The organism is Turicibacter sp. H121 (genome assembly GCF_001543345.1).
In the GTDB taxonomy this organism is placed as follows: Bacteria; Bacillota_I; Bacilli_A; order MOL361; family Turicibacteraceae; genus Turicibacter; species Turicibacter bilis.
Map to the genome: position 1 here is coordinate 729,902 of NZ_CP013476.1, position 12,712 is coordinate 742,613.

Consider the following 12,712-nt stretch of genomic DNA (forward strand, 5'->3'; position numbering starts at 1 on the left):
TTTTTATTATAAAGTATATTGTTTATATTTGTCATTAAAAGTCTTAAAAAACATTAATCCTATAAGTGGAATGATTATATAAAAAGGGCTGAATGTTAAAAACACATTACAGCCCTTTAATTATTTAATATTGTATCTCTATACTAGCCATTTAAATTATTTTAATAATTTTCATTTTATCAAATACGACGCTAATCCTTTAAATCTAATTTAATTGTGATATTGTTGTCTGAATCCCTTGTCCAATCGCTTGATCTAAACCGCTATGTTGTTTGATTTCAATGGTTTGATACGTTTGGCTTGGTGCCACCACTTGCAATAGTTGTGATGATACAAAGGTTGTACTCAAAGCCTCTCCATCTAAATAAACATGACTTTCTGAAGAGAAGCCATTACCGTGAATTAATAACAAATTGCCAGTTTGCTCTACTGATTCAATACTAAGCTCTCCTAATCCAAAGAAGAGATTTGAACTAGATGGAAGCAATTGATTTTCATAAAAGCGGCCTTCACCGTATAATAAATCTTTTTGTACGGTATCTAGGATGCTTTGGTAATCATCAGAATCTGCATAGATGTCATGAATCTTGTGCATCGCGCCTGAATAAATTCCTAATAAATTAAGTGCATATGCTCCTAATTGATAAGAGGTCATGTTTTCATAAGGTAGAACAGGCTCTAACGGTGCATTACTATAAATTAAATAGGGTGTTTGATATAAATCCACATCATACATACTTTCATCTGTAACAGCTGACAAGTTTGGTAAATGATCTGAGAAGAAGACAAGTAACGTTGGTTCATCCGAGTTGTTCACATACTCAACAAGACGTTTAATTTGTTCATCTAGGCTATGCATACGGTTAACATAGTCCTGTAATGGTAGACGGTATTCTTCACTTAAGTCACCACTGACGATAATTTCTGAATCAGTACCATCAGTTGTACTATACGGCTGATGCGTTCCTGCTGTTACAGCATAAATGAAGTCGGGCTCTTCACTTTGTTCTAACGCTTGAATGACATAATTAAATAATAATCCATCATCTGTTTTATCAATTTGATGAACCCCGTGATCCCCTGCCATATATTCAAGTGGAACATAGACATCAAAACCTAAGTTTCCAATCGCTAAATGACGGTTATAAAAGTTCCCTTCGTAGTTATGTAAAAACGTCGTTTGATAACCTTTAGTGTTGAAAATTGTCGCTAATGATTGAACTGGTGTTGTACAAAGGAGCTGATCGTATGGAATTTCTCCTGGTTTTAAAGCGGACATGGAGATCGAAGTTAACACTTCAAACTCGGTCATGACTGTTCCCGCTCCAAATGTCGGAACTGTGATATAGCCGTTGGATGAATATTCAGTCAATGCACGGAACGTCGCAATCGGATCTTCACTATACTCAGCCCCTTGAATTAATAACGGATCCATAAACGACTCTAACTGAACGACAATTAAATTGTACGGAGACTCAGAGTCGATCGTTGAACTCATCTGTGCTTCTACTGCTAAAGACATTGCGTTCATAATCTCATCAATATTTTCATCATAAACTAGTTGATTTGATCCTAAATAAGGATAAATCGAATTTAAGATTGAATATGAAAATCCATACGTTTGATAACTTTTCATATAGTTTGACTTAATCGGCGCCATCCAATCATTTCGCTCGACTGTGTACAGTCCTAATGTAGTACATGAAAGAATAACTCCACACAGAACGTAGTCTATCTTTTTGACAGGAGACTTAATCTTAAATAAGAAGCCAATGACAATTATTAATATAATAAGGAGGCCTACAAAAGTAATCATCGTAGCCGGTGTAAAATATAAATCGACTAACTTCACTGCCTCTTTAATAAGAAAGACGTCTGAAAACATCAATGGCGTTCCACGGAAATGAGCCACAATAGCATTTGCTAGTGATAAAAAGCTCCATACAAACGTAATTAAAGAAAACATAAAAACTTTTTGTTTAACTAATAAAACAAGGCTCATACTGGCTAGTACGATACCAAAATTAACTACAAAATAAAAGGTACTTTCGTGTATAAATTGTAAAACATTAGGAAATGATCCTAATTGAACCCATTGCATCATAAATGTTAATAAAAACGAAACTAAAATCCAAACACCATAATACCAATTACTACGTAGCAACTGCTTCGTTCTCTTTTGATTAAGCATTTGAATCCCTCCCTATATTAAAACTCAATCTGCATATAAACTAAAATGTTTTTGGCATTGTTAGAATCAGTCTTAGTTATAAAAATACTTTAGTACTAAGACAAAATATAGTCCCCCTGCCATTTCCAATCGAAATGTATCCTCCTCTGGCAGGGCTTTAATTTTTACCATGTAAAAAACTTATCTGGGCTTATATATTACTTTAATGATAGTGATTTTCATGCTATGCTTTCACTCTTTTTTTATCACAAAAAATAAAACTAAACAATCAGAAATAAATGGGAGCTTCTGATCCTAATTTATTGTATTCATTGACTCAATCACATAGAAAAATTTACACTTATTTTCCTTAAAAAATTCTTACATTTAAAATTTCTGTTCAACTTAAAAAGTTTTACTACTGACTATCTCATCAAACTTTATTACTACTAGTGAATAAAATTTAAAACTCATTCGATTCATGTTGTTTTCCCTCTTTTGCTCTCTACAAAAAAACAGCACAAAGTTAATGACCACCTTAAACAATCTACGCTGATTCGCTTACTATAAGGAACCCCGTACTGTTTAAAATATGAGTCATTAATTAAAGTGCTGCTAGCATTTCTATTAAAAGAAATTATTCTCCACTCATCAACAATTGGATGATCATTGCAATTAACAAAAGGCTCGTCGTCCCGATTCCAGTGAGTGTATATTTTTGTTCAAGTGGTATGACGCGTTTGGGCTTTTTAGGTTTTTTCTTTTTCTTTGGTTTAAGTTCAATCTCTAATTCTTCTTCATTTTCCTCTTCTTCTTGTTGATGCTTTTGTTCATAAAAGTATAAAGCTAACTCCATGGCTAAATGATATCTTTTACGCGAGAAATTCTTTTTCAAATCAGTCAGTAAATTAGGATACATATCTTCGCTCCAGTGAGCTGGTGTGTAATCTAACATTTCATCATTATGTTTTTGAAAAACGAGGGAATCCGTTAAAGCTAAATGGTAACAATCATTTAAAAAGTCTTTATCATCTTCGTATATGTTTAAGTTTTCAGTTAATAACTCACGAGCCTTAAAAATATCTCGCTTTTTCAAACTGAGTGATAAGGTTTCAAACCGAGCTTCTTTTTCCTCAGATGTCATCATAACTCCTCCTTTTTGCAAATAAATCCTTATCACATTATATTCAACAAAATCTCGACAATATGACAAAAACAACTCCTCTGTTAGATATTATCTGTGAGCAAAACGACAGCAACCTCACCTTTCACTGTAATCAAATAAAAATTATAGTATTTATTAACGATGATATATTATACTAGTAATATAAGGATAAGGAGGGGTTATATGGGTTATTACAATGGATTTGATGGATTCTCATTAATGAGTAGTCTATTTCCAATTTTCTTTATTACAATCTTTTGTATTATTATCGGAATGATTATTTACAGCATTGTTCAATACGCACAGGATAAAAATAAACCGATTCAAACCGAACGAGTGAAAGTGGGGCCCCCATTATTTACGAAGTAAATATTTCCTCCTTTGATGGGGTATGGTGGCAAAACGAACCAACGTTAATCACCATCATCATAACCATGATGGGCACATTCATCATTCAACATCAACCACTTATTATGTGACGTTTGAGTTTATTACTGGACAACGTATGGAACTAAAAGTTCCAAGAAATAAGTTCGGATATATTGTTGAAGGGGATGAAGGATTATTACAATTCCAAGGTCGACTATTTGTTTCTTTTGAGGTGGCTGAACCTTTGTCCTTAGATAAATAAATACCAAAAGCAAGTTATCATTAGGACAACTTGCTTTTGGTTATTTTAATAAAAAAATAGTCATTATGAAATCAACTGTACCAAAAAGAAAAATAACATCGGAATAAAACATAAGGTCCTTAACTTTGACTTTAAAAGATTAGGTGTAATTGAATATCTACTCATGTAAAGTAAAAACTCAATAGCAATTAAGGTTTGAAAAAATAAAAGAGATTGCTTTATTAGTACTGGACCGACTAAATGAAGAACAACCATCTTAACAATTGCAATCGATACGATTGAAATAATGCCTAAAAAAATCTTGCCAACAACCTCGTACGTCCAATCCCGATCCCCTATCATTAACTGATAGAAAAATGTACAAATATAAGCTACTGTTAACAGTACAGGCACATATAAAAACGTGTGATATCCTATTGCAATCATTTCTAACAATTCCATCATTACCTTTTCCCTTTCCATCAAGTAAACATATATTGAATCATTTATAAATATGCTCTAGAAACTCTTATATTCAAAACTTAAAAAGGAAGTAGTCTAGCTGATTACTTCCTTTTTTGTTGATGAACGGTTTTATCATACTTGCCTATCACGCTACTAATAGTATATGCGTGGCTGTCTTTTATCATTCATCTTTCACTTTGTAAATAATCATTCTTTATTAGTTTTCATCCATCGATTCATTTGGATAATTAACGTTGGGATGAACCCTAAAAGATAGATGATTCCTAATTGATTCAGTGTAATGTCTGTCACCATGAACAGTGAATTTAACTGTGGTAACAATAAAATTGAGTTTAATAAGATAAATCCAATAACAAAAGCCCCAATACTGTACATATTTGAGAACAATCCAATATTAAAGATAAATTCTTTACTACGACAATTGAACCCATGGAATAAGCGAGATAAACAAAGCGTCGCAAACGCTAAAGTCGCTGCTAAGCCATGACTTTCTTGAAGTCCAATAAAGTATGCAATCATCGTCACAATTGCAATTAGTACCCCTTCTGTTGCAATTCTTTTCATGGTCATTGTATCTAAAATCGATTCACGAGCATCACGCGGTTTTTCCTGTAATAAGTTTCGTGTTGATTTTTCCATCCCGATTGCAATCGCTGGTAAACTATCGGTTACTAAATTGATGAATAGTAAGTGCACGGAATAAAACGGCACAGGTAACATAAAAATCGAAGCAAAGAGCACACATAAAATTCCTGAAAAATTTCCTGATAATAAATAGGTGATCGTATTTTTAATATTCGCATAGACATTACGTCCGGTCATGACAGCCTTCACAATTGTGGCGAAGTTATCATCCGTTAAAATCATCGAAGCTGCATCTTTTGAAACTTCCGTTCCCGTAATTCCCATCGCAATTCCGATATCCGCACTTTTTAATGCTGGCGCATCGTTTACGCCATCCCCTGTCATAGCAACGATATGTCCTAAGTCTTGCCATGCCTTAACGATACGAATTTTATGGGCTGGTGCGACACGCGCATAGACCGAAATATGAGGTAATTTTTGTTTTAACTGTTCATCTGATAATTGATCCAGTTCATTGCCATCTAAAACGAAATCGCCATCTTCATAAATCCCAATTTGCGCTGCGATACTTTTCGCTGTTACTTTATGATCTCCTGTAATCATGATCGGCTTGATTCCGGCCTGCTTACAATCTGCGACTGCCTCTGCGCTCTCAATTCGAGGTGGATCCATCAATGAGATGAGTCCTAATAATACTAAGTCATGCTCGTCGTTCATCTCCAACTCGTCTTTATCGACTTTCTTATAGGCGAATCCTAAGACGCGCAACCCTTGCTTTGCAAACTGTTGGTTGATTTCTTGATAGACTTGTTGGTCAGTACTTGAAAGTGGACGAATGCCATCAACAGTAAAGACTTGATGACAACGCGCCAACAATTCATCAGGAGCCCCTTTGATGAGCATAGTAGATTGACCGTCAATCATTTGGAGCGTACTCATTAACTTGCGCTGTGAATCAAAAGGCAACTCACTCAAACGATCGTATTTGTCACGAAGATCCATCTCATCTATTTGATATTTTTCTAATAAATCAACGAGTGCTAACTCGGTTGGATCTCCAATACGCTGCTTTGTGGTCGTCGTTGAATCATTACATAATCCACAAGCAAGCATCAATAATCGATCCGGATCTTGATTTGGATGAAGTTGATCCCAATTAATTAATTCATCACTAATATATAGTTGCTGGGCCACCATTTTGTTTTGTGTTAAGGTCCCCGTTTTATCACTGCAAACAACCGATACAGATCCTAAACTTTCGACACTATTTAAATTTTTAATAATAGCATTTTCTTTCGCCATCTTTTGTGTTCCGATCGCTAAGACGATGGTCACAATAGACGCTAAAGCTTCTGGAATCGCTGCAACCGCTAATGCCACTGCAAACATCATCGCATCAATCGTTGATGCGCCTTGAATCATATTTAAAATAAAGACAATAATACAAACCCCAATAATCACAAATGATAAACGACGACTAAAGGCATCTAAATTTCGTTGCAGCGGTGTTTTACGGGCTTCTGTTTCATTCATTAACTTTGCAATTTTCCCAATCTCAGTTTCCATCCCAATATTGGTGACCACAGCGACTCCACGTCCATAAGTGACTAATCCACTTGAGAAGACCATATTTGTTTGATCCCCAAGGGCACAATTCTCAGTTACAATCGGATCGGTTCCTTTATCCACACTCACCGCTTCCCCGGTTAAGGCACTTTCATTCACTTGTAAGCTATACACTTCTAATAGTCGTGCATCCGCGCTCACAACATCTCCCGCTTCAAGTAAAACAATATCCCCAACGGTTAGCTTAGTTGATGGAATCTCTTGTTTCTCCCCCTGACGAATGACTTTCGCATGTGGGGTTGATAGTGCCTTTAAGCTTTGTAGTGATTTTTTTGCTTTAACGGTTTGTACCGTCCCTAAAATCGCATTTAACGTAATCACCGCTAAAATAACGAGTGCACTTTCAACATTATCACTCAGCATAGAGATAATGGCCGCTGCAATTAAAATGAACACGAGTAAATCTTTAAACTGATCAATGAAAATTTGAAAGATGGTAGCCTCTTTTTCCTCAAGTAAGGCATTTAATCCATACTGCTCTTGACGCTTGCTCACCTCTTCTGGTGTTAATCCTTGTTCTGAGGTTTTTAATTCTTTTAATACTTCATCATGAGACGATTGATAAAAATGAGCCATTAAAGTTTCCCCACTTTCCTTTGACGTAATTTTTTAAGCACGACGAAAGCAATCACAACGACCGCTCCTCCTAAAATAAACCACTTTCCTTGGTCATAATACCCCATCACATCAGTCCAACGCTCTGCTAACCAATAACCAAGTGCAATTAAAAGACTATTCCATACTAAAATTCCAAGACTTGAAGCAAGTAAAAAGGTGCTCAAGTTTTGTTTCGTAATTCCTGCCATAAACGAAATATACGTGCGAAATAGCGGAATGACACGTCCAATTCCAACTGAAATCGTCGCATATTGTCTATAAAAGCGTCTAGTTGATTCAATCCCTTTTCTCGACTTAGGATAGTCATTCATGATTTTATCGAGAACTGCATTTCCACCGCTATATCCGATACTGTAGCAAATCATCGAACCTAAAAGTCCTGCAACCACACTAATAATGATCACAAGGACAAGGGGCCTTCCACTTGAAACGGCCATGGCACCTGAAAGTGGTAACACGACTTCGCTTGGTAGTGGCAAACAGGCATACTCAAGTGCAATAAACAAAAACATTGCAATCAGTCCATACTGAGTAATGAAATCAATTATCCATTCCATCGTTTCACTCCTTTTGATTATGTTTGTTCAAGCTCGTTACGATAACTTAATCTTTCGTCTCATCCGTCTAATGGCTCATATCCTTTTAATCATATGAAAAAAAGGAGCAGTCAAGCACACTAAGATACAAAAAAAGACTTAAGTTATCCCAACTAAAAGCGTTGTTATAACATAAGTCTCGTCGAGAATCCTAAACTATCCTTCACAAATAAAGTCGCTTACCTTTTAAGTGAAAAATTTAGATTCTTAGTGACACCAGAATGAGTCTCTATTATCCTAGTCATTAAGGATAGTTATTGGCAATAAGATGCCGCATAAAACAGAAAACTCCTTCGCGGTTGTTGATGTTCACCACACTTGTATCAGTGTTGACTACTCCCTTATTGTTACTAATAATATAGCAGGTCTATTCCTGATTGTTAACCCTAAACTTTGTATAAAATTAATGTAACATCAGAATAAAAACTAAAAAAACTCCTCTAACTCAAAACAGTAAGAAGAGCTTTTTACTTTATTTTTGAATATATCCGAATTTTTCATAGATTTTTGCTTCGGTATTTTTTACGGTTTGCGAAGGTTCATAGTTATCATCACCATAAATATCTTGATGCAAGTCTTTAACCATGTCTTGATAACTATTCATGACATAAAGTGGACTATACCCATTATAACTTACGCTATGATTAATGTCTTCATATCCTCCACGTGGCACTTGGTACGTTTGGATATTTCCTAAATCCACCTTCAACGCTTGCATTCCTAATGATAAAATCTCATCTTTTGTAAGATTCGTTTCAATGTAAGGTAAACAATCATTCAGTAATGATAATAACTCTGTATAACCTAGTGCTGTTAGCTTAGAAAACATTGCCTTCATCACCGTTGTTTGACGATCCATACGAACATAATCACTATCAGCATAACGAACACGCATATAGGCTAACGCTTGTTCACCGCTTAAATGTTGATAGCCACTTTTAGAAACATTTGAAATATAGGGAACTTCATACTCTTTTATTTCTAGTTCAATCCCGCCCATGGCATCAATCACATGCTGGACTCCTTCAAAGTTAAAGGCAACATAACGTGTTAAATCTAAATCAAAATTATAATTAATCGTTTGCATCGCTAGTGTCGCTCCACCATAAGCATAGGCATGATTTAATTTTTCAAAGTCTTGTTTCACACCTGGAATATAAATTAATGTATCACGTTGAATAGACGTAATTTTTGCGACATTATTTTTAGCATCTAGTGATAAAACTTTCATAGCATCACTACGCCCATCGGTTTGATCGCCATTTTTATCGACTCCAAAAATCGCAATATTGACAACTTGCGACTCTTCTTCTTTCGCGATGACTTCTTCACTAATTTCTGCCTCTTCTTTTTCTAACTTTTCTGTTGTTGTCATTTTCCCTAACGTTGAGTCAATTACATAATTAGCGAAGATAAATCCTCCACCAACTAAAACGACAATAGTCCCTAAAACAATCCATAAAATCTTAAATCGCTTCATCCGATTCCCTCCGTTTATAAAACTAATAAAAATTATACCATATTTATCCGAAAAAGGATGTTATCTCTACAAATTTCTCCCCTATTATCGCTTAAAGATTTTATTGAAAATACCTTGAATATTTTCGATTCCCGACTGAATCGATGAGGTGATTTTATCTTTAAATTCCGTCCATTTGTTTTCTTTTTGTCCTTCTGTTATGGCAACATGAACGGCTTCTTGTAAATCAACAAAAGCTTCATGACCTGGTGATAGTTCCAATCCTTTTTCAATGGTTGTTAATGATTGTTCATAATCTCCTTCTTCGTAATACGTCACTGCTTCCACTAGAATCTCTTGTATCCACCAACGCTTCGCAGAATCAGCTAATTGTTGTGCTTTCTCATAGTTAGGATCCGACTCAATCACTTGTTGATAATGGTAATAGGCTTGCTCCCATTCCTTATTAATGGCAAAGGATTCAGCTTTCTCAAAGACTTTTCTGGATTGATTTAACTGTTCAATTTGTTCCTGGAAACTTTGAATATTAGATGATTTATTCGCAAAGGATTCAATTCGTTGAGCGATTCCTATCGCCTCGTAATAACTCATATCCTCGGCTTTAAATTTTTCAAATGTTTCTAATGCCTCCTGTGTTAAAAACGCATCAAATGCCTCTCCTTGCTGAGCATACAAGTCATAGCGAATCTCCTCAAATCCAAATAAGTCATTTTCTTGATAATAGGTAATAGCTTGATTAAATACTTTTTTTAATTGATAGTTAAAAGCAAACACTCCAGCGATAAACATTACTATTAGGGCTAAAACACCTATCATCAACTGTTTTTTATATAATTGAAACCATTGCTTGAACCATTCCACTCGTTCCTTCATTTTCATCACTGAAGCTCCCTCCCCCTTTATCATCATCTCTTTTACTCACTAAGAATAAATTGAAATATTAGATAATTGATCATTTTGTATCTAGATAAGTGGCGCTAAGTTTTTCATCACTGAAAACTTTTAGCGCCACTATAGTTAGTCTTGGTATTAAAAAGGCCGATATCATCAGCCTGATTCTAAAAATGTCAATCATATTTCGCTATGTATCTAGTGTATCATAATCAGTCAACTTTTGTTGAATAAGATATTTCCAATTCAAAAGTCATTAGCCTAAACTAATGACTTTTGTTTTACATACGACTTTCGTTTTCTATAGATAAATCTAAAAAAGTCATATCAACTGATATGACTTTACAACGTACAACTTCCTGTTCCGCGTTGTTTAGATATTTGTAATTTTTTAGTCGCTAATTTAATTTGTTCATCAATATCTAATGTATTAGTTAAATATCCTTTACTAACTCCGATACAGCATGTTATCGGTCTTTTTGCAGAAATTTTTTCATTATTGCTGATCTCATTAATCAAAGAGGTAATAAGCTGCAATAACTCTTCCTCATTAGGTTTTTTTATTACAACAATGAAATGTTGGCCATAATGGCGTGAAATATAAGCATTTGGAAAATAGATTTTCAGCAAATTAGAAATTTCTATCAAGACTTTATTACCTGCTAAATACCCAAATGATTCATTATAAGAACTTAAATCATTAACATCTATTAATAAGAAATAATAAAGTTCATTCTGACCTAATTCTATTTCTAATTCTAATGTTTCATACAAGGCTTCTTTCGTTAATGTCTTTGTTAATGGATCGAATATAGTACTTTCTTTAGCTTTCCGTTTTAACATTTTAAAGTAACTATTATATCTGTACGCACCATAAGTTAGACCAACACCAGCTAGAGTGGAAAGGACATAACTACCTAACTTTAGCAGCATAGATGTTATATTATTCTTAGCTAGATAATGGCTATCACTGCTATTTTGAATCATATTCATGATAGAATTAATTATTGTAATTTCTTGAGTCACCGGTTTTTGCAAATCCGCTGTGTATTGATAAACCGTCTCATAATCACCTAATTCTAATAAGTGGTGTAATACATTATCAATAATCAGTCTTTTCCGTTCAACCGAATCATTAGTCAGTTGTAAATCAGACAATAATTTTCGATATTCCTTTATATAATCAATCCCTTGATCCCCTCTATCATAATCTAAGTCTAATTTCATTTTATCTATCAATAAGCCTGTTAATTCTGATATAGTAGTTTTTGTTTTTAACTTCTCTAATTTTCTTATATACCTCTCACACTCTTCATATTGTCCATCCGAATGAAGAAAAAAGACTTGATTAAAATCAATAAATATTGAAAGTTGATGCTTTTGTTCAATCGATAAATTAGAAGTTGCTTCTTCTAATGATTTCAATTGCTCCTGTACAGACTCGTAACCATACAAATAATAATGATTGTGAAGCCATAGTGAAACATAAAATAAATCGGGATCATCTGAAGACAATTCAAAATAACGATTGATGACCTCAATTGAGTCTTGATAACGCTGATTTGAATAGTATGATAAACTAAGTCGACCCAAAATTTTAATTTCTAAATCTACATATCCCTTTTCAACACTCATATCTAGTGCCCTTATAAATTCAGTTAAGGCCAAATCAAAAAAACCATTTAGTTCATAAACTGAGGCTAATTGTTTCCTTAATTGAATTTTCTTATAATAATCATTAGTTAATTCAACTGCCTCACCTAATAAATAAATTGGAAAGTTAGTATGATTTGTATAGTTTAGTAACGTTTCAGAAAAAAGTTGATAAAAAGAAGCTACGAGTTCAGCATCTTGTAATTGATAAGCTACATTATTTGCTTCATTAAAATAAAAATATCCTTTTTCGATATCCCCCATTGCTATATAATTAACCGCTAATGTTTCATAAACCTTGAGGTCAATCATTTTATTTGTATGACTCCCAGGGCTAATGACATTTAATAAATAATTATTTGAATCCTCATATCCTTCTTCTAACGAGGCAATTTTCCCAAGAGAAAGATAAATTTTTTCAAATGATTGGCGATGTTTCAGTTTGATTAACTCCTGATTAATATCATCTTTATACTGCTTTAATTGTTCCTGTGTTAATTCTCGTACATCCCCATCGTACATTAACTGTATAAATTCATCACTTGGCGTTGTTTTCAAAACCGTTTTTAACTTTGGTGTAAGTAAAATTCCAAATAAAAGGATAATACCTATTGCCCCAATCAATATGGCCTTTACCTTCATCCTCTTTCCCTCCTATAGAAATATAAATAAATCTATATGATATATATGAAAACTAAAGTCTTAAATAATTCTCAACATAAGCTATCAGTAGTAAAAGGTTTACAATCAAACAATACCCATTATATTTTTACATAATATAACATTTTATTGCAACTTAACTATCATATCATGTCATTTCGTGAACATCAAT

Annotated in this window: 10 protein-coding genes; 2 read left to right on the forward strand and 8 right to left on the reverse strand. The window is 34.0% G+C overall.

The annotated features are described in order from the left end of the window. Positions 1 to 205: 205 nt before the first annotated feature. Together AT726_RS03530 and AT726_RS03535 are read right to left on the reverse strand one after the other, a co-directional pair. The gene (locus AT726_RS03530; protein ID WP_068759042.1) at positions 206 to 2,191 is read right to left on the reverse strand and encodes an LTA synthase family protein; all 1,986 of its coding nucleotides are present in this window, start codon (positions 2,189 to 2,191) and stop codon (positions 206 to 208) included. Between the two features lie 616 nt (positions 2,192 to 2,807). Next, positions 2,808 to 3,314, reverse strand: a complete 507-nt coding sequence (locus AT726_RS03535) for a hypothetical protein (protein ID WP_068759043.1) — start codon at positions 3,312 to 3,314, stop codon at positions 2,808 to 2,810. A 204-nt stretch (positions 3,315 to 3,518) separates the two neighbouring features. On the opposite strand from AT726_RS03535, the gene AT726_RS03540 reads away from it, so the two are divergent. Both AT726_RS03540 and AT726_RS03545 read left to right on the forward strand, forming a co-directional pair. Beyond that, positions 3,519 to 3,704 (forward strand): hypothetical protein, encoded by a 186-nt coding sequence (locus AT726_RS03540; RefSeq protein WP_068759044.1) that lies wholly within the window; start codon positions 3,519 to 3,521, stop codon positions 3,702 to 3,704. 25 nt (positions 3,705 to 3,729) lie between these two features. Next, on the forward strand, positions 3,730 to 3,966 hold the full coding sequence (locus AT726_RS03545) for a DUF2500 domain-containing protein (protein WP_068759045.1): 237 nt from the start codon (positions 3,730 to 3,732) through the stop codon (positions 3,964 to 3,966). A 63-nt stretch (positions 3,967 to 4,029) separates the two neighbouring features. On the opposite strand, the gene AT726_RS03550 is transcribed toward AT726_RS03545, so the two are convergent. The 6 genes from AT726_RS03550 to AT726_RS03575 all read right to left on the reverse strand — a co-directional run bounded on the left by AT726_RS03550 (position 4,030) and on the right by AT726_RS03575 (position 12,522). After that, entirely contained in the window at positions 4,030 to 4,428 is a 399-nt protein-coding gene (locus AT726_RS03550) for a hypothetical protein (protein ID WP_158508536.1), read from the reverse strand. A 189-nt stretch (positions 4,429 to 4,617) separates the two neighbouring features. Then, positions 4,618 to 7,218: a cation-translocating P-type ATPase gene (locus AT726_RS03555; protein WP_068759047.1), complete on the reverse strand. Its 2,601-nt coding sequence runs from the start codon at positions 7,216 to 7,218 to the stop codon at positions 4,618 to 4,620. Continuing rightward, a complete protein-coding gene (locus tag AT726_RS03560; RefSeq protein ID WP_068759048.1) occupies positions 7,218 to 7,817 on the reverse strand; it encodes a DedA family protein in 600 nt (199 codons plus the stop codon). Before AT726_RS03560 ends, AT726_RS03555 begins: the two co-directional genes overlap by 1 nt. A 511-nt stretch (positions 7,818 to 8,328) precedes the next feature. Beyond that, positions 8,329 to 9,336 (reverse strand): LCP family protein, encoded by a 1,008-nt coding sequence (locus AT726_RS03565; RefSeq protein ID WP_068759049.1) that lies wholly within the window; start codon positions 9,334 to 9,336, stop codon positions 8,329 to 8,331. Positions 9,337 to 9,420: 84 nt separating this feature from the next. Continuing rightward, positions 9,421 to 10,218, reverse strand: coding sequence for a tetratricopeptide repeat protein (locus AT726_RS03570; RefSeq protein ID WP_068759050.1), 798 nt, complete (start codon positions 10,216 to 10,218; stop codon positions 9,421 to 9,423). Positions 10,219 to 10,569: 351 nt separating this feature from the next. Continuing rightward, on the reverse strand, positions 10,570 to 12,522 hold the full coding sequence (locus tag AT726_RS03575; protein ID WP_068759051.1) for a GGDEF domain-containing protein: 1,953 nt from the start codon (positions 12,520 to 12,522) through the stop codon (positions 10,570 to 10,572). Positions 12,523 to 12,712: the final 190 nt, after the last annotated feature.

Excerpts from the sequence above, each read along its gene's own strand:
- AT726_RS03530 (WP_068759042.1), bottom strand. The coding sequence starts at position 2,191 with ATGCTTAATCAAAAGAGAACGAAGCAGTTGCTACGTAGTAATTGGTAT.
- AT726_RS03535 (WP_068759043.1), bottom strand. The coding sequence starts at position 3,314 with ATGACATCTGAGGAAAAAGAAGCTCGGTTTGAAACCTTATCACTCAGT.
- AT726_RS03540 (WP_068759044.1), top strand. The coding sequence starts at position 3,519 with ATGGGTTATTACAATGGATTTGATGGATTCTCATTAATGAGTAGTCTA.
- AT726_RS03550 (WP_158508536.1), bottom strand. The coding sequence starts at position 4,428 with ATGGAAAGGGAAAAGGTAATGATGGAATTGTTAGAAATGATTGCAATA.
- AT726_RS03555 (WP_068759047.1), bottom strand. The coding sequence starts at position 7,218 with ATGGCTCATTTTTATCAATCGTCTCATGATGAAGTATTAAAAGAATTA.
- AT726_RS03560 (WP_068759048.1), bottom strand. The coding sequence starts at position 7,817 with ATGGAATGGATAATTGATTTCATTACTCAGTATGGACTGATTGCAATG.
- AT726_RS03565 (WP_068759049.1), bottom strand. The coding sequence starts at position 9,336 with ATGAAGCGATTTAAGATTTTATGGATTGTTTTAGGGACTATTGTCGTT.
- AT726_RS03575 (WP_068759051.1), bottom strand. The coding sequence starts at position 12,522 with ATGAAGGTAAAGGCCATATTGATTGGGGCAATAGGTATTATCCTTTTA.